Annotated in this window: 21 protein-coding genes; all 21 read right to left on the bottom strand. The window is 52.2% G+C overall.

The window, feature by feature from the left end:
* Positions 1 to 3 precede the first annotated feature (3 nt).
* Positions 4 to 975 (bottom strand): hypothetical protein, encoded by a 972-nt coding sequence (locus tag KJ869_06305; protein ID MBU1576804.1) that lies wholly within the window; start codon positions 973 to 975, stop codon positions 4 to 6.
* Between the two features lie 113 nt (positions 976 to 1088).
* Complete coding sequence (locus tag KJ869_06310; protein MBU1576805.1) at positions 1089 to 1763, bottom strand: hypothetical protein; 675 nt, start codon at positions 1761 to 1763, stop codon at positions 1089 to 1091.
* Position 1764: 1 nt separating this feature from the next.
* Complete coding sequence (locus KJ869_06315; protein ID MBU1576806.1) at positions 1765 to 2457, bottom strand: DUF554 domain-containing protein; 693 nt, start codon at positions 2455 to 2457, stop codon at positions 1765 to 1767.
* A gap of 1 nt (position 2458) precedes the next feature.
* The gene (locus KJ869_06320) at positions 2459 to 2917 is read right to left on the bottom strand and encodes an NUDIX domain-containing protein (protein MBU1576807.1); all 459 of its coding nucleotides are present in this window, start codon (positions 2915 to 2917) and stop codon (positions 2459 to 2461) included.
* Positions 2914 to 3108, bottom strand: coding sequence for a hypothetical protein (locus tag KJ869_06325; protein ID MBU1576808.1), 195 nt, complete (start codon positions 3106 to 3108; stop codon positions 2914 to 2916). The genes KJ869_06320 and KJ869_06325 overlap by 4 nt, the downstream gene beginning before the upstream one ends.
* 1 nt (position 3109) lies before the next feature.
* Entirely contained in the window at positions 3110 to 3631 is a 522-nt protein-coding gene (locus KJ869_06330; GenBank protein MBU1576809.1) for a hypothetical protein, read from the bottom strand.
* Positions 3615 to 4025: a divalent-cation tolerance protein CutA gene (locus KJ869_06335; protein ID MBU1576810.1), complete on the bottom strand. Its 411-nt coding sequence runs from the start codon at positions 4023 to 4025 to the stop codon at positions 3615 to 3617. Before KJ869_06335 ends, KJ869_06330 begins: the two co-directional genes overlap by 17 nt.
* Positions 4022 to 4666, bottom strand: coding sequence for a hypothetical protein (locus KJ869_06340; GenBank protein ID MBU1576811.1), 645 nt, complete (start codon positions 4664 to 4666; stop codon positions 4022 to 4024). The genes KJ869_06335 and KJ869_06340 overlap by 4 nt, the downstream gene beginning before the upstream one ends.
* A gap of 79 nt (positions 4667 to 4745) precedes the next feature.
* Positions 4746 to 5405 (bottom strand): Type 1 glutamine amidotransferase-like domain-containing protein, encoded by a 660-nt coding sequence (locus KJ869_06345; protein ID MBU1576812.1) that lies wholly within the window; start codon positions 5403 to 5405, stop codon positions 4746 to 4748.
* Complete coding sequence (locus KJ869_06350; GenBank protein MBU1576813.1) at positions 5398 to 6111, bottom strand: DUF4292 domain-containing protein; 714 nt, start codon at positions 6109 to 6111, stop codon at positions 5398 to 5400. The genes KJ869_06345 and KJ869_06350 overlap by 8 nt, the downstream gene beginning before the upstream one ends.
* A gap of 189 nt (positions 6112 to 6300) precedes the next feature.
* Positions 6301 to 7950 carry a tetratricopeptide repeat protein gene (locus tag KJ869_06355; GenBank protein ID MBU1576814.1) on the bottom strand — a complete coding sequence of 550 codons (1650 nt, stop codon included), beginning with the start codon at positions 7948 to 7950 and terminating at the stop codon, positions 6301 to 6303.
* 92 nt (positions 7951 to 8042) lie between these two features.
* Entirely contained in the window at positions 8043 to 8804 is a 762-nt protein-coding gene (locus KJ869_06360) for a 3',5'-cyclic-nucleotide phosphodiesterase (GenBank protein ID MBU1576815.1), read from the bottom strand.
* Between the two features lie 151 nt (positions 8805 to 8955).
* On the bottom strand, positions 8956 to 9501 hold the full coding sequence (locus tag KJ869_06365) for an SET domain-containing protein-lysine N-methyltransferase (GenBank protein ID MBU1576816.1): 546 nt from the start codon (positions 9499 to 9501) through the stop codon (positions 8956 to 8958).
* An 81-nt stretch (positions 9502 to 9582) separates the two neighbouring features.
* Positions 9583 to 10062: an NYN domain-containing protein gene (locus tag KJ869_06370; GenBank protein ID MBU1576817.1), complete on the bottom strand. Its 480-nt coding sequence runs from the start codon at positions 10060 to 10062 to the stop codon at positions 9583 to 9585.
* 24 nt (positions 10063 to 10086) lie between these two features.
* Positions 10087 to 10749: a phosphate signaling complex protein PhoU gene (gene phoU / locus KJ869_06375; GenBank protein MBU1576818.1), complete on the bottom strand. Its 663-nt coding sequence runs from the start codon at positions 10747 to 10749 to the stop codon at positions 10087 to 10089.
* Between the two features lie 200 nt (positions 10750 to 10949).
* Positions 10950 to 11705 (bottom strand): phosphate ABC transporter ATP-binding protein, encoded by a 756-nt coding sequence (gene pstB, locus KJ869_06380; GenBank protein MBU1576819.1) that lies wholly within the window; start codon positions 11703 to 11705, stop codon positions 10950 to 10952.
* Positions 11706 to 12185: 480 nt separating this feature from the next.
* Positions 12186 to 12947, bottom strand: coding sequence for a phosphate ABC transporter ATP-binding protein (pstB, locus tag KJ869_06385; protein ID MBU1576820.1), 762 nt, complete (start codon positions 12945 to 12947; stop codon positions 12186 to 12188).
* A 7-nt stretch (positions 12948 to 12954) separates the two neighbouring features.
* A complete protein-coding gene (gene pstA, locus KJ869_06390; GenBank protein MBU1576821.1) occupies positions 12955 to 13791 on the bottom strand; it encodes a phosphate ABC transporter permease PstA in 837 nt (278 codons plus the stop codon).
* A complete protein-coding gene (gene pstC / locus KJ869_06395) occupies positions 13788 to 14645 on the bottom strand; it encodes a phosphate ABC transporter permease subunit PstC (GenBank protein ID MBU1576822.1) in 858 nt (285 codons plus the stop codon). Before pstC ends, pstA begins: the two co-directional genes overlap by 4 nt.
* Before the next feature lie 583 nt (positions 14646 to 15228).
* Positions 15229 to 16020: a phosphate ABC transporter substrate-binding protein gene (locus tag KJ869_06400; protein MBU1576823.1), complete on the bottom strand. Its 792-nt coding sequence runs from the start codon at positions 16018 to 16020 to the stop codon at positions 15229 to 15231.
* A gap of 26 nt (positions 16021 to 16046) precedes the next feature.
* A complete protein-coding gene (locus KJ869_06405; GenBank protein ID MBU1576824.1) occupies positions 16047 to 17360 on the bottom strand; it encodes a hypothetical protein in 1314 nt (437 codons plus the stop codon).
* Positions 17361 to 17671 lie beyond the last annotated feature (311 nt).

A 17671-nucleotide genomic window follows, 5' to 3' on the forward strand; every position in this document is an offset into this window, starting at 1 on the left:
GCTTTATGAACGCTTGAAATATTTTTTGATATACAGAAGATATCCCAAGAGGGTGACTGCCGACAGCCATAATATATAACCTTGGTATTTCAGCATCAGAGATATGCCTTCCTGGGCATATTGTAATTGATCACTTTGGCCCATCAAGGCCACTATCTTTATCGGATCGTTCTTAGAAAAGACCAACAAGGATGAAACGGTCCCAAAAGCGGTTGAGATCACGGCGGTCCACCAGCCGCGACTATCAAGCCTGTAAATAGCATAACAAATATATGCCAATATCAAACCGTAAAATATTGTAACCAGAACGGCCGGCAATCCTGTGATTATAGAACCCCAAATGAAGCTCACGCCCAAAAAAGAGGCCAGTAGCGTCAATACCGCGTTTACTCCGTAGAACAGGCTTATTGCCAGCACCGGGGGAGGGCAGGCATCGGTCCAGGCCGGGCCGGGATCTTTTGCCTCCAATGTCTGCTTTACCGAACTTTGGGAATAAAACCATATCAGCAGAGCCGGCAACAAGACCATGAAGAGGATCGACATTGCCCCGGACACCATGATTACAATGCCAACGATAAGTGATGGGTCAGATACTTCGGACAACATAAAAGTTCCCATCATCTTTGGCATTACAAAAAATATCATGGCCGTAACCATCAGGCCCAGCAGCAACCACACCCAGCCGATGGAAAGAAGCACCGGCCGCACCCAGCGCTTAAGCCTGATGGAACCGATCCCTATCCCGAGGAATATTCCGCCCAGGAAAAGATATGTCAGCAGGTTTACCAAAAGCGAGAAGACCCAATAGCCTGCCGATTGCCCGGCATCCATGGTCCGGCTCATTATACTGCCCAGCAAAACCAATGGGATCAGCAGCAGATTGAAACCGCCAATTACGATCAGCACCACCCCAAAGGCTTTCAACCCACTGGAGCGATCCTTGAATGACCCTTGATTTTGTGTAATGTTTTCCATTATTTTCAAAATGATTGTTTTCTATTTGTCATTCCCGCACTTCATTACATTCAGTATAAACTCAGGCGGGAATCCAGGCAAACCTGTTTCATCTCATTCAAGTGAACAACCCGTCACTCCCGGCACACTTTTACGCACACTCCGCAGAGATACTGCCCGATCCCCGGCAAATGTGAGAACTCTCTCAGCTTGGCAATGCACTTGGGCTTGTCGTAGCCCTGGTCCGATATGGCCTCGGCCGGGCAGGCCCTGATGCACAGCTGGCAGTCCCCGCAGGTTTTCTTGACGGGGCTTCCCGCCTCCAGCGGCATATCGGTCAGCACCGTCACCAAGCGCAGTCTTGCCCGATGTTCGGGATGAATGAACAGGGCCGATTTTCCTATCCATCCCAGTCCGGCCTGCGCCGCAATGGCCTTATGTGACAGGTGCCCCAGGTGCTTCTCCCAGTCTATGGTCTGCGAGGCAGGGATGGGCAGGGCCTTATAGCCATTGGATTGGATGTAAGATTCTATTTTGGCCCCGGCCTGGTCCAGGACATGGTTGGCCACCCTATAGTGGTGCTTGTACAACAGGGTCGGCTGGTCGGCAATGTCGTCTATGGTGGGATCGGAAAGGCGGAAGCCCGCCGATATCCCGTATTTAAGCCCCTGGGCGGCCTGGACAATATCGGGGTGAAAAGTTTGCCTTATCGGGTCAAGTTCCGCCACGCCGAAGACAGCCATCCCCTCATCCAGGGCGATGGCGTGAAGTTTTTCAGTATTGATTTTGCCTTCTTTTTCCATGATCATTTTATTTACTTATCATTAAAGCGATCTTCAATACCAGTGGTGAAATGAATATGGCCGGAAGCAAATTGGCTACTTTTAATTTTATGTTAAGTATCAAATTAAGGGCCACCCCCAGCAGCAGTATCCCGCCCACCGCCGACATCAGGTCTACATAGGGCAGGGGCATCAGACCCTTGAATATTATGGCCGCATCGGTCAACAGCCCCTGATAAACCAGGACCGCCCCGGCCGAAAACAGCACTCCCACCCCCATCGCTGAGGCCAGAGCCACCGAGGCTGTCCCATCCATCAGCGACTTGGTGAAAAGCACGGTGTGGCTGCCCATCAGGCCGTCCTCCATGCTGCCTACTATGGCCAGGGGTCCGACGCAGAACAGCAGGGAGCTGATCACGAATCCCTGCACGAATAACGTACTGTTTCCACCGGAGAATTTTTCCTGCAGTTTTTTCCCCAACCACTCCAGCCGCCCCTCCAGATTGATCAACTCGCCGATCAACCCGCCGAGGACCAAAGATATCAATACCAGCAGCATCCGGCTGCTCTTAAAAGCCAGATCCAGCCCGATGACGATGGTGAACAGGCCGATGGCCTTCATCACTATGTCGGAATATCGGACTGACAGTTTCCGGCGCAGCAAAAGGCCCAGAACGCTCCCTGCGATTATGGCTCCAGTGTTGACTACTGTTCCCAGCATATTATTTAAAAATCTTTCTGATCATATCCTTATTGTCTTCTATCAGCGCTCTCTGTTCCGGCCAGAATATTTCCGGAAGAAAATTTATCGGAAACCATTTGACGATGTATTCATGCTCCGGATCGCTGGGGCTGGTCTTATTCTGGTCGGTAGTAAACAAAAAATAATGCACTGTGCCCCAAGAACCTTTCCGGAAATCCAAACGTCCGGTAGATCCAAGGCTCTTAATCAGCGTTAACTCCGTGAAACCTGCCTCTTCGGCGATCTCCCGCCGGGCGGCCTGCTCCAGATTCTCCCCGGATTCAACATGGCCCTTAGGAAGAATGTATTCCGCAAAGCCGGGCTCGGTGACCAGCGCCACCATGATTAGATCCTCTTCCTTTCGGACCACCACCCCGCCGCACGAAATATGCTCGGCCACCCCCGGCGGCTTGATATACCAGCTTTTATCTATCTTCACCGGCCCTGGTCTTTGATGAAGGCCGCTATTGAGCGGTCGTAGCTTCTCTCGGCTTTTTCCGAGAAATAGCAGGCCGGCAATTGGTTCATGGCCCGGTGATAGGCAATGCATTCGCAGCAGACTCCCTTGCGAGAGCAGGGCTCGTAGCTGCAATTGCAGTTTTTCAGGTTTTTGGTTTTATTGCATTCCATCTTATATCCTTTTAATTTTCCCCGCTGAGTTAATTGCGTTAATGAGTTGCTCCGGCTTCTGGGTCCCTATCAATATTTTTCTGCCATCGTTAAGAACCAATTGCAACCCCTGATTCCCTGAAACATTGTAGGCCAGCCCCCCGATACCCCGCTTGACCCCCCATCCACCGTATTCTATTATCGGCCGATAGGTGCGTGTGGTGTATTCTTTAATGTCCCTGAAATCAAAGAATAGCTGCTGACGGTGGAAAGGTTTGAATTGCACTGATATTCCAAGGCTCTTGACGATGGTGATAAGCTTAAGCTTTGCAAACAAAATTATTATTCCCATACAGATCGCAGGGGCGATCAACACGCTAAAACCGTTTCCTGTTCTAAAGTTAACAGTTTGGTCCGGATTTAAAATGACAGCACCTAAAGGAAGGAGGACCGCAGCCGTCATCAATACGATTATTAACCAGAGCCAGGGCTGGGTAAAATACTGCTCTTCGCTAAAAATGGCAGGCTCAGCTTGTTGTTCCATCTTTTTTCTTTCCCTTTAACAATTCGGCCTTCTTCTTGCGATATTCTTTACCATTTTCCCTTCGCTCCCTTTTGAGCACCGGGCGGCTGGTCTCGTCGATTACCCAGTTAAGGAACGGAACGTATCCGTCCTTCATCTTCCACATTACGATCTGGGGAACCTTGTCGGAGTGCAACTGTTTGATGCGTGATTCTATCCGTTTGTAGAAATTCCGCTCGGCCTGGAAGAATACCGCCCATTCGGCGCGTTGTTCGATCTTGCCCTGCCAGCGGAAAAGAGACTCGGCCTGGACGATATTGGCCCCGGCCACCAACTGCTCCTCCAGCATGGTGCGGGCCGTTTTCTCGGCCAGCTCCCGGGAAGGAAAGGTGGAATAGATGATGATACAATTCATGGTTTTATCTCTACTAATTCAACAAAAGGTTCTGTTTTAAAGTCTTTATAGTCGTCAGCGGTATCTTCAGGATAATCAATTTCATTATGAAATCTTAATACATTACCTTTCCAGCTATAACCATAATACTTATCTCTGTTATTCAAAGTATCGCTGAATATAATACAATCTTTTTCAATTGGCCAAAAATCTTTGATTATTTCATATTTATAGCCTTGGGTTGGCCAATTGGTGCTGCCATCCGGCTCAAAATAATAAACGTTGCCAGATTTGTCATTATACTTACCAGCTATAACAATTTTATTTATAAATTCATCAATGGGTTCATTTAACCTTATAAAAATATTATGATCATAGAATGAAAACATAATTTTATTGCAGCTGTCTTTATCTAAGATGTATACCGTATCATTTGTTTTTCCTTGTATTGTATATACATATGGTTTATTTGTTAAACATAGTTCTTCAATATCATTACCGAAAGAATCATGAAATTTGTTAAGTCCATTTATACCACCATTTATTATTTCAATATTTGAGATTTTAGTGGTTTTTGTTGCTTCATAAGTAGAGCGGGTGCTATATAATATATCTATCAAATCCTTATTTAACCAGGCTCCATTTAATTTATCTGAAGGCATTGTTCTTTGAATGCAAGAAGTAACGCAGATCAATGAAATAATAATTACAAAGTGTCTCATTGTATAAAACCTTTTAATATTATTTAATCAGTCCCTTCTCTATCCTCACCACATCTCCCACCAATTCTACCTTGCCGTCCCGGACCACCATCCCGTCCCCGTCCCGGCAGGCGTAAACCGTGGCCTTGTTCTCGATTGAGAACCGCTTGACGTCCTCCAACCTATCCTCCCGCTGATTCCAGTGCGGCAGGAAATGAAAATCCACCAGGCCAACGGCGTGATGCTGGTCCGTCCGTGATTTATAGAAGACATGCGAGATGTTGATGCTGGGCGTAAGCACTATGGCCCCGGCGCTGATGCCCAGGAGTATCCCTCCATCATTCAGATATTTTTTCAGCACCGGCCCGAACTTTCTTTTACGGATGGAGCCCAGAAACTGGAATGGATCCCCTCCCGACAGATGTATGGCATCGCAAGCCAGTAGTTCATCCGTCAGGGCCGAATCGTATTCCTTGTTCAGATCGAAATATAAAAGATCCTCTATGCCGTACCTTTTATAATACTCGCATTTCTCGCGATAATATCTCCGGGTACCGTCCGAGGCCGAGGGAATGTAGGCCAGCTTCAGCCGGTCTTTGTTCACCATCTCCAGAAACCGCCTGTCCAGCCTTTCATTCTCCGGTATCACCTGGTCGCTATAGAATATGATGGCTCCGTGTTTATTGGCCTTCTCACTCATCGCCGGAAACTCTTCGGGGCATCGGCTGTTCCCAAACATCATTGGTAAACGCCTGCTCTGCGGCCATGGATGAGAACTTTATTCTAAGACCGGTCTGGTCCCGGTAGGAAAACACCTCCACCGCATGCGGCCGAAAACTGTTGTTGAACGGCCTCCAGTCGCCATAGCTGATGCTGTATTCCGGCTTTCCCGCGATATCCCGTTTATAATCCACGATCCGCGCGTTCTGCTGATCCAGCCGGTATGTTATGTTGGTATCTCTTTTGGTAAAGATAAAAAGAAAGAACTTATCGGCATCCTGGGCTATGGAATACTGGCCAGTCTCCAGCGGCGGCCGGCCCTGCATGACCTCCAAAAGTCGTTCGATTCCGATCCCGGCCGCTTTTTCCGCCATCGAATCGACGCCCGATATGGTGCCGTTGATATACAGAGATTTAAGGGGAACATTCAGCCAAGCGGTTTCCCCGGAAATGCAGGCCGAGGCCAGGCCGATTCCAAAAAATCCGGAGATGTCTATCCTGATATGCCGGCTGCCCTCCTGGCGCCAGACGAAGTTCAGGGACTGGGTCAGCTTGGGCGAATCGTAGGTTATCTTTCCCTGGGCCGAGAATGGCTGGTCCTCTGTCTTGAATGACGACCAGGCCCTGTTCCAAATGTCTTCCGGATCCTGTTTTTCCGCCCTTTTGACATGAGCACACCCGGCCATCAAGAAGCAAAGCGCTGCAATCGCTATGATCTGGGATTTTAAAAATAAGCGGTTTCCGTAAGAATGTTTTTTACTCCGGAAACATTGAAATTTTGAAATAGTAAACATAGAAAAAATCAGAACTAAAGCCCTTTCTTTGTGGTTCCGTGTTTCAGTGGTTGGTATCGCAGAGGTCCCAATAATTTATTTTTATCTAGCTGCATCTATCTTTTCCTGTATCTTTTCCTTGCCTGGATCGAGCTCCAGGGACTTCTGCCATTGCTCAATGGCTTGCTGTTTTAAATTGAGCGATAGGTAGACGTCGCCCAGATGGTCCCTTAAAGTAGCATCCTTGGGCAGGAGGCCGACCGCCTTCTCTAGGCTCTCTTTGGCCTCCTCGAAACGATCCATTTTATAAAACACCCATCCCATGCTGTCAATATAAAAGGCATTTTCCGGCTCGGCCTCCAGGGCTTTGGCGATCAGATCTTTGGCTTCCTCCAGGTTGATTCCCTTGTCGGCATACATATAGCCCAGATAATTCAGCACGATGGCACTCTTGGGATTCAGCTCCAGCAGCTTTTTGAACATTGTTACTGCGTTATCAAAGCCCCCGCTGCGTTCATAGGCCACCGCCAGGCCGAACATCAGATCGGGGTCCTTGGGTTCCTTTCTGTACTGATTCTGAAAGAATGGAATGGCCTCCCGGTACTTTTCGGACAGGGAATACCCGGCGCCCATCAGCTGGTCCAGATCCTGTTTCAGACCGTAACGTCGGGCGTTCCGGTACGAGGCAGCGGCGGAATCCGGCTGACCCAGGGCCAAAAAACAATTGCCCAAGGCAACCCAACCTTCGGCCATTTTTGGCAGCAAGCCAATGGTCCTCTGGAAATACCGTAGCGCCGGAGGGTAATCCTTTTGCTGAAAGCTTATCCGGGCCACGGTATACAGCGCCTCGGTGTTATTGCTGTCGCTCTCCAGGACAGCCAGAAATTGCTCCTTGGCCGGCTGGAAAGCCTGCTGGTGGTAGAACAGCCGGGCCAGCTGCAAACGAAGACCGGCATTCCCCGGCTCCCTCTCCAGAATGATCATGGCCTGGCGGGCCGCCCACTGATACTGGTTTAGGGACAGCAGCAGGTTGAAGATATGTTTTTGGATGCTAAGATTTTCGGGATCCAGCCGGGCGGCGGTGCCGTAAAAATACAGGGCCGAATCCGGCTGCTGGCCCACCTCATAGATGGCTGCCAGCGATATCCAAGCCCTGATATTGGAAGAGTCCCGGCCTATTATCTGCCGGTAGATCTCTTTGGCCGGTTCGCTCTGCTTATCGCGCATCAGCATCGAGCCCAGCTGCATCGCTATGTTCGGATCGCTGGTCTGCCGGACTATGTTTTCCATAACGGTGATGGCCGAATCGCGGCGGCCCAGGGCCTCGTAAAGCCCGGCGGTGGTGATCGAGATATCGGGATTGTCCGGCTTTAGTTTGACCGCCGCCCGGTACTGTTCCAGGGAGAGCTCCAGCTCCCGGGCCATCATATAGGCGTTGCCCAGCATCAGGCGGTTATCGGGGTTTCCCGGCTCCAATCTGACCGCCCGGCGGGCATAAAGGATCGCCAGGGTGTCGTTGCCCAGCTGGTAGTAGTTCTGGGAGATCAGCAGATTGAGCAGGGCCGACCCCTTATCCAGCCTTAAGGAGCTCTTGTAAAGTTTGATGGCCTGTCTGCTTTGGCCATCCTGCTCCAGCATGGCAGCCTGCATCACCTGGTCCATCACCGTCAATTGCGCCTGCTCCGGGCTGAGCATCTGGCGCTTGGCGCAGCCGGCCGAAAGGATCATCAATATGATCAATAATTTTCTCAATATAAAAACCTCTCTACAAAGATACAAAGGCAAAGCCGGAAAATAAAACATCGTCTATTGTTCCGGCTTGCTAAACGCGATATTGTCGGATCCTAAAAATTATAGGTGGCGCCTTCCATGGCCAGCCGGATCTGCGAGTTCTTCAGCCGGGCGATCTCCTTCTGCACCTCCTCCACGAACATGGCTTTGATATGGAAGACATAGAACGGCACCTTCAGCCCCGATTTGTTTATCTCCTGCAGCAGGGCGTGCGGCGTAAGATGGCCCGACAGGTCGGCCAGCCCGTGAAGCCGGTTGGGGAACGAGGTCTCTATCAGCACCCCCTTAAGGCCCCTGATCTTCTTGGCCTCCTTCCAGATCTTTTCGGTGGCCCGGGTGTCGGCGGTATACAGCAGGGAGCTCTTGCCGTCGCTGATAATGAAGCCCACCGTCGGCACCGAGTGGCTGACCCGGATGGCCCGGATAGTGTACTTGCCCAGCTTCACCGGCTTTCCCTCGGCCATGGGCTTTAGCTTGAAGATGGCGTCCTTGCTGTTGGGAATGGAGGTGAAGTCCGGCCATACCTGATTGTTGAACAAATGCTCCTTGAGGCCATCCAGCACTTCAGGGATGCTCATGATCTGGATGGATTTGTTGAGGCTGCCCACCAGATTATCGGCCATCAGTAAAAGCCCCAGGCTGTGGTCGATGTGGATGTGCGACAACAGGACCGCATCCAGCCTCAGCTGCTCGTCGAAGTCCAGCATGGAGGCAGCCGCTCCGGTGTCTATCAGGATGTTCTTGTCCAGCAGAAAGCTGGTCAAACCGAAACCGGGCAGTTTTGATCCCGAAGCTCCCAGGACCTTTAGTTTCATCCCAGAACTCCTATAACATGATTATTAAAATCACTTATAAAAATCATCCGCCGGAGCTTTGTGAGCATCCCGGCAGATAACTCTTTGCAATAAATGTAACTTAAACCCATGGTAAAGTCAAGCATAAAATCAATTCTCTGTCTGGATATGCCTATCTGAAATACCGGCCTTTGCTGGGAAATTCCTTCAGATATTGCTCTTTGAGTGGCTGAGGTACTTTGGGCGTCCGCCTCAGGGCCGGATCGATCAATCTCCGCCAGAATGACCTTACCCCCGGAGCCAGTGGCCGGCGGCAGGTGAATGTCCCGCAGCAGTTTTGGCTGCCGCAATGACATTCAAAGCCCCAATCCTTATCATAGAATACCCGGTAATCGTAGGTGGCCTCCTGGCCTTTTTTGATGTCCCGGACCACCACGTCGAACCCCTTTCCGGTATCCAGGATATTGGGATCGCAGGAATGGTTCATGTAAACGGAATTACCGCAGGGATTGATCACCGAGCCGTCCCGGCGGGTGTAGGCATGAAATAGCAGTTTTTCCTTTTGGGCTTTGCTCATCTTTTCGAATTTGGCCCTAGGGATAACCGTGCATTGAGAGCATTCATAGAATACCACTGTTCCCCGGGGAATATCCTTTTTGGCAAAAAGGCCGTGCCCTTTGCCCCTGGTCTTTTTCAGGATGAATAGCGGCGCCAGCATTGATCCCTCTTAGTAGTGCGTCTTGAAATTCAGTATGACTCAATATTGAAAATATAAGCCGACCGGTCGATCGGCTTGTTTTCATTCCTTCTCTTTGAACCCAAAATACTCCATCCACTCTTTCACATCTATCCTTCCGGGCTTCTCCTTATCTGCACCCCGCCGGGCCAGCTCCTGCTCCATCCGGTCCAGAAAGGTTTTGGAGCCGACCGTCTCCACCCGCCGGCCTTTCACGTAATTCACAATCCCCCGGTCCGACGTGACCACCGTGATGGTTTTGCTTTTTTTCTGGATCTCAACTTTGTTCTTTATCACCTGGTCGGCATTCTGGGGAGGCCGGGAGAATACGATCCTGATTCCCCGTTTGGCGGAACATTTGTCCGTATGACCGTCGGCCCCGTCGAACACCACCGTGATATCATAGCCAAAAGTTTTTTTGTATCCTGCTAAAAGCTCTACTAAAAGCTCCCGGCCCTTTTGCTTGTCCTTGAGTAGGGCCGGGCGTATCCGGTCGGAGGCGAAGGCCAGATTGTAGCCGTCAATTATAATGGTCTTGGCCATTATGATAACATCTTTTGCTTACGATCAAAGATCCTGTATGTTATGCCGGATATCCCTGCCCTGCACCACAAAGATCACGTCCTCGGCGATGTTGGTGGCGTGGTCGCCGATTCGTTCCAAACTGCGGGTCACTAAAATAAGCTGTATGGCCCGGCTGATCGAGCCGGAATCCTTGGTCATGAATTCGGTCAGCTCGGCCACTATCTTGTCCTTCAGATCGTCCAGCTGGTCGTCCTGCATCAGCACCGCCTTGGCCTTGCTGACGTCGCGCTCCACAAAGGCGTTCAGGCTGTCCCGGACCATGTCGGTGGCGATGGCCACCATTTTGGGGATGTCTATCAGCGGCTTGAGTTGCGGCTCTTGAAGAAGTTTATTGACCATCTCGCAGATGTTTATAGCCTGGTCTCCCAGCCGCTCCAGCTCGGTGTTGATCTTGGAGGCTCCCAGCAGGAAACGCAGGTCCCCGGCAGCCGGCTGGTACAGGGCGGTCAGCCTTAAGCAGTCCTCGTCTATGCTCACCTGAAGACTATTGACCTCCTTCTCCTGCTCATATATCTGATCCAGCTGGCCGGTGTTTCTTTCCACCAGGGCCGTGACCGCGCTGTCTATCATGGCCTCGGCCAGGGCCCCCATCTTCAGCAATTGTTGTTTCAACTGGTCCAGTTCGGTATCGAAATGTCTTTCCATTGGCGCTCCCTGATTTTAACGATTATGGGTATTCTCGGAAAAATAACTTGCCCGTTTTAAGTAGAAAAGTATTAAAGAAATAACGTGGATTGACCTTTGCGCTCCCTTCGACCAGGCTCAGGGCATGCTTTGCGTCTTAGCGGTTCAAATATCATTGTCAATGCATCCGGCCGGATCATGTCAATCCTGTCTGAAAGAATTCAACCATAGCGGCCGGTGATATAATCCTGGGTGCGGGCCTCCCTGGGGTTGGTGAAGATGTTGGCCGTCAGGTCAAACTCCACCATGTCGCCCAGCAGCATATAACCGGAGTATTCCGAGACCCGGGCCGCCTGCTGCATGTTATGGGTGACGATGACGATGGTGTATCGCTTGCACAGCTCCAGCATCAGCTCCTCCACCTTCATGGTGGCGATGGGGTCCAGGGCCGAACAGGGCTCGTCCATCAAGATCACCTCCGGCTCAACAGCCAACAGGCGGGCGATGCACAAACGCTGTTGCTGGTCCAGCGGCAGTTCCAGGGCCGGAGTGTCCAGCCTGTCTTTCAGATTTTCCCACAGCCAGGCTCCCTTCAGGCTGCGCTCCACCGTCTCAGAGATCCGGCCTTTGTCCCTGATCCCGGCCACCTTCAGCCCGTAGGCCACATTGTCGTAGACCGAGAGAGGGAAGGGGTTGGGCCTCTGGAATACCATTCCCACTCTTTTCCGCAGCTCCGGTACATCGATGCCGTAGGAGTAGATATTGGCGCCGTCCAGCAGCACCCGGCCGTCTATTTTGACCCCGGCGATCAGGTCGTTCATCCGGTTGAGGCAACGCAGCAGGGTGGACTTGCCGCAGCCCGAGGGCCCGATCAGGGCGGTGATGGAATTTTCTCCGACCGGCATGTCCACCGCTTTCAGCGCCTGGAACTTGCCGTAATGCAGGTTGAGCTTTTTTATTTCTATCTTGTTATTCATTATACTTTTTATTTCTGCAATATCCTAATAATCAGTCCTGACAATTCACCAAGCTCAACAGAAAGATATGTTCATTATATTGTTCTGCTGTACTAACAAAAGGGAACACCCCCGCTTTCTCTTATAACACCTCTCCCCTACCCCTCTCCTAAAGCATTAGGAGAGGGAAGGGTGAGGTCGGAAGTTTTAAGACCCGGCTTAACCTGTAATACTTACAGGTTAAGTAAAGTGGTTATCAAGCGTTCAAATGGGGTCCGGGGGCACAGTGCGATTAAAGCACCAAACATTACATAACCGATCAGTACTTCATAGCGTGTGCCTTTTTCATCAAAACCTTGTTATCTCTTAAGGCTGTCTATTAATCGTTAAGCCCTGTGCCCCCGGCGGGTCTTTCGCCCTTTCTGCCCGGACAGAAAGGGCAGAAAAATATTATCTTGGGCTTTGATTTCCTTAATTGGATTAAATTAACATGGTGCTGTCTCAGCCGAAACGGCCGGTGATATAATCGCTGGTCCTTTTGTCCTTGGGCACAGTGAACAGGTCTTTGGTCGGCCCGAATTCGATAAGCGAACCCATCAGGAAGAATGCCGTCTGGTCGGCCACCCGGGCCGCCTGCTTGGTATTGTTGGTAACCAGGATGATGGTGTACTTCTCCTTGAGGATGGTCAGGGCCTCCTCGATCTTAGCGGTGGAGATGGGGTCCAGCCCGGAACATGGTTCGTCCAGCAGGATCACCTCCGGCTCCTGGGCCAGGATCCTGGCCAGACACAGCCGCTGCTGCTGTCCTCCGGACAGGCGCATGGCCGGGGAATTGAGGCGGTCCTTGACCTCGTCCCAGATGAAGGCTGATTTCAGGCTGGCCTCCACCAGCTGATCGAGTTTTTTCCGGTCGCCGATTCCCGACAGCCTGGGGCCGTAGACCACATTCTCGTAGATGCTCTTGGGCAGGGGCACCGGCAGGGCGAACAGCATCCCCACCCTTTTACGAAGCGCCACCACATCGAAATTGGGGTGATAGATGTCCTGGCCGTCCAATAGGATGCTGCCCTCTATCCGGAATCCGTGTACCAGATCGTTAAGCCGGTTCAGGCTGCGCAGGAAGGTGGTTTTGCCCGAGCCGGCCGGCCCGATGATGCCCAGGATCTGCCGGGCCGGGATGTCCATATTGAGGGACATCAGCAATTGCTCCGGCCCGTAGAAGGCCTTGAGTTCCTTGGCAGATATTTTTATTGCGTTGCTCATCATGCTATCAGTTATTCTTGGCCACGAACCGGTTCATCAGCCCGTAGGCCGTCAGGTTTATCAGCAAAATGGTTATCACCAGAATGGCCGCGGTGCCGTAGGCGTTCTCGGTGGAGATCCCCTCCCGGGCCAGGATATAGAAATGCACTGACATGGTCCGGGCCGAATCCATCAGCGAGGTGGGCATCCGCAATGATGAGCCGGCGGTGAAGATCACCGCGGCGGTCTCTCCTATCGAGCGCCCCACCCCCAGCATCACCCCGGTGACGATGCCCGGCAGGGCACTGGGCAGCACCACCTTCTGGACGGTCTCCCAGCGGGTGGCCCCCAGCGAGAAGGAAACCTCGCGGAAGGAATTGGGCACCGATTTGATGGCCTCCTCCGAGGTCCGAATGATGGTGGGCAATATCATGAAGGCCAGGGTCAGCCCGCCGGACAGGATGGACCAGCCCATCTGCAGGATGGTGACAAAGAAGATGAAGCCGAACAGGCCGAAGATGATGGAGGGGATCCCGGCCAGGCAGTCGGCCCCGAAACGAATGATCCTGGTGGCCCGGCTCTCCCTGGTATATTCGGTAAGATAGATGGCTGTGCCCACCCCCAGGGGCGTGGCGATGGCTATGGCCACCACGGTTAACAGGATGGTCCCGATGACCACCGGGAAGATGCCGCCGGCCTTTCCCATATCCTGGGGATTGGTGAGCAGGAATTTGAAGCCCACCGCCGGAAGGCCTTTCTGTAGCACGAACAGGATGATGAACACTAGTATGGCCAAGGTGGCCAGGGTTGCCAGGCCCATCACCAGCTGGGCGGCGATCTGGGTGTATCTGGGCGGTATTCTCATCTCTTGCCCGCCTTTTTTCTGATGGCCATTCCGGCCAGGGAGTTCAGAATCATGATTATCACCAGTAGCACCACTCCGGTGGCAAACAGCGCTTGGCGGTGCTGCCCGGTGGCGTAGCCCATCTCCAGGGCGATGTTGGCGGTCAGGGTGCGGACGGAATCCAGGGCCGATATGGGGATCTTGACCGCATTGCCGGCCACCATGATCACCGCCATGGTCTCGCCGATGGCCCGTCCCATCCCCAGTATGATGGCCGCTATGATGCCTGATTTGGCGGCCGGCACCGTCACCATATAAGTGGTCTGCCAGTGGGTGGCGCCAAGGGCCAGCGAGCCCTCCCGGTAGGAGTTGGGCACCGACTGGATGGAATCGATGGAGATGCTGATGATGGTGGGCAGGATCATGATGCCCAGGATGATGGCCCCGGCCAGCACCGACAGCCCCGGCCCGCCCAGGTGGGAGCGGATCAGCGGAGCCAGCACCATCACCCCCATGAACCCGTAGACCACCGAGGGAATGCCGGCCAGCAGTTCGATGGTGGGCTTGATGACCCCCATCACCCGGCGCGGCACGAACTCGGTGAGGTAGACGGCGCAGGCCACCCCCAGCGGGGCTCCCACCAGCATGGCCCCCAGGGTCACCCAGATGGAGGCCACGATCATGGGCCAGATGCCGAACTTCCCGTCCTGGGGCTGCCAGTCGGAGGAAAACAGGAATTTTAGCGGCCCGTAGCTGATGATGAACGGCAGCCCCTCTTTAATGATAAAAAGGGCAATCAAGAGCAGGGCCGAGATAGCCGAAAAAGCTATCCCCGCCAACACTCTCCGAACGCCCTTCTCGCCTAAGAATTTCATGAAATATTCAGATTAATGTTTACACTCATGCCAATCATTTTTCTTTATTACGCAACATGGCCCTTGCCCTTTGTTCTTATTTTACCCCACTAAAATGACCTCCCCGCTTTCTCTTATAACACCTCTCCCTTTTTCCCTCCCCGATCCGGGGAGGGTAGGGTGGGGTCGGAAGTTTTAGGGGACGGCAAACTAACATAATTGAGAATACTCTGGTTTTCAAAACGCTGATTTTATCATTATTTAAGCGTTTGCACCAGCAACGCTGATCGTAGCCATCCCCTAACACCCGGCTTAACCTGTAAATCCTTACAGGTTAAGTTATGTTGGTATCAATGAGTCAATGGGGTCCGGGGGCGCAGTTGCGGTTTACTGCGAACAATAAACCAAAAGCGATAAGCGCATCTAAGCGCATACTATATTCAGCAGAATAATTTAAGTTGCATATTCAATTTGATTGACGTTAAGCCCTGTGCCCCCGGCGGGTCTTTGACCTCTCCCTGCCTGACGGCTTCCCTCTCCGTTACGGGGAGGGAGTGTGGGTGGGGTCTGCCCGAACAGAAAGGGCTGTGATGAAATAAAAACTCTATTTGACCGGTATCAGGCCGCTGCTCTTGATGGTCTCCTGGCCCTCCGCCGACAGCATGTAATCTATCACCTGCTTGATCGCCCCTTGGGGTTGTTCCATGGTCAACAGAAAAACCGGGCGGACCAATTTATACTTTCCGCTCATGATCTCCTCGGTGGTGCACTCCACCCCGTCCAATTTGACCGGCTTGATCTTTTCGTTGATCAACCCGTGCGACAGGTAGCCCACCGCATTGACATCGTTGGCTACCGTCTCCCGGATGGTTCCGTTGGAGTCCTGAATCAGGGCTTCCTTGATCAGCGAGATCTCGCCCACTATCTGTTCGAAGGAGGTCCTGGTGCCGGAGCCAGCCTCGCGGGATACCACCGTGATCGGCCGATCCTCTCCGCCTACCTGTTTCCAGTTATTTATAGCCCCGTTGAATATCTCCCGCACCTGCTGCAGGGTAAGCCCCTCTATCTTGTTGCCGGGATTGACCACGATGGCGATGCCGTCCCGGGCCACTTTGGTGGCTGTGAGATTTTTGGCCTCTTCCGGCAGCTCCACCAGGTCGGCCATCCCTATCTGGGCGGTCCCGGACAGGGCCGATTGGATGCCCACCGCCGAGCCGCCGCCCTGCACCGTCACGTTGATGCCGGGATTTTGAGTCATGAACTGGTCGGCCAGTTTCTCGGCAAAGGGCTGAAAGGCGGTGGAGCCGGCCATGATGACGGCCTCCCTCTTTTTGCCGCATCCAAAAACTGATACCGAAGCCAACAACGCTATTGAAACAATCATTTTTTTATTCATCTGAACATCTCCTTATAATTTGTTATTTAGAATTTGATCTGCATCTGCAGGGTGATCTTGTCGTCCTGGCAGGTGTTGTACTTGGGATGCAAACCCAGCGCCATATCGGTATGATAAAGCGTCCGGTCCAGGGCCAGAGTCAGCCTGACGGCATCATCCCACCAGTAGTTGACCGCCGCCGAGATGTTGGAGGTCTGATCGAAAGCGAGATCGTTGGCGGTGCAGGCATACTTGGTGGTATCCGACGAAGTGTTTGGATCGTAGCTGTCGATCCGTAGTGCTACGCCCAGTTTGTTTCCGATGTTCTGGACCAGCATGGCATAATAACCGAAGACCTCCTTGGTTTGGGAGACCCCTGTGATGGCCTCGGCCAGCACCGCCGTTCTACCGATGGGCAGGAACTGGTTATACATCTCGAAGGAGCCGCCCATACGGTTCTTGTAAAAGTTATCCGAGGTGGTAGAGGTCTTCTCAAATCCCTCATAATATGACCCGGTCAGCGCCACCAAGCCGAAATCGTATTTGATGCGTCCGATGAAATCCTTGGGCTTGGTGGGGTCGTTCCAGGTGAAGACCGAGTTGTCTATGCCGTAGCCATTGTAGACGCCTAGATCGACGCTCATTTTGTTGATGGGGGCAAAATTGAGCTTGACCCCGCGGTCCCGCTCGCCCTTGAACAGCTTGTTGGACATGACGCTTCTCTCAGGCACCTCGCGCACCGAGGAGGACCTTTCGATCTCCACCCCGAACGGCCAGTTCATCTGACCCATGGTCAGGCTGAACCCCATCGGAGTCCATGGTTCCTTCAGGGTGATCCAGGCTTCCTTAAGGCTGACCTTATCCTTGGAGAAGTCAGGACAAATGCAATATTGTGAAGTGGCCGAAGGAGTGTATACGAATTTAATCCGGCCGCGGCGGACGTAGAACCAGCTGGAGTCGGACCTGGTGTCAACCGAATTAGCGGCGCTGTCTATCCTGTCGTGGTTGATATACTCGAACCGGGTCTGAATATAGCCGGAAACCTTGAGTTTTTTCAACCCCCCGATATCGCTTTCGGCGGACAGCATCCTCTCCTCCATCCCGGCCAGCTTGTCGTCGGTTGCGGAAACCTTTTCTTCCACTGCCTGGAACGGGGTTTGCCCCTGTTTGTTCAATTGGTCCTTGGCGGCGCTGAGCTCCTGGCCCAGGGCGTTCACCTGAAATGTCAGGGATTCCATCCTTTGCTGCAGGTTTATTATTGTGGTGTCGGGCTTTGTGGTCTTGGCCTTTTGGGCGAATGCCAATTGGCAGATTAACATTAGTGCCATGTTGAACAGGATTACTCTTTTACCGTCTTTCATTTTTTCCTTTTAAATATTTTCTTTTTTCTTTGCCGGAATCTGTCACCCTTAAGAAGCTATACTTGCCGGGCAATTGGTGTCTGCACTAAAGCTTTTGCTCTTCCTGCCCGCCAAGATGGCTTACAAAAAGGCAGGCGGGGAAGATGCCAATTATAAAAGCATAGGCGAAACTGGTGCCCATTTTTCATCCCTCAGACAGTTAGGCACAGACGTCATCTCGGGATGACAATAAAAAAGATTAAATATCTTGGTGTCACTTCGGCATTGCTCAGTGCATGCTTGGTGGCAAGGGAAAACCCACGATTAACTAA

The organism is Candidatus Edwardsbacteria bacterium (genome assembly GCA_018821925.1).
Classification (GTDB): domain Bacteria; phylum Edwardsbacteria; class AC1; order AC1; family EtOH8; genus UBA2226.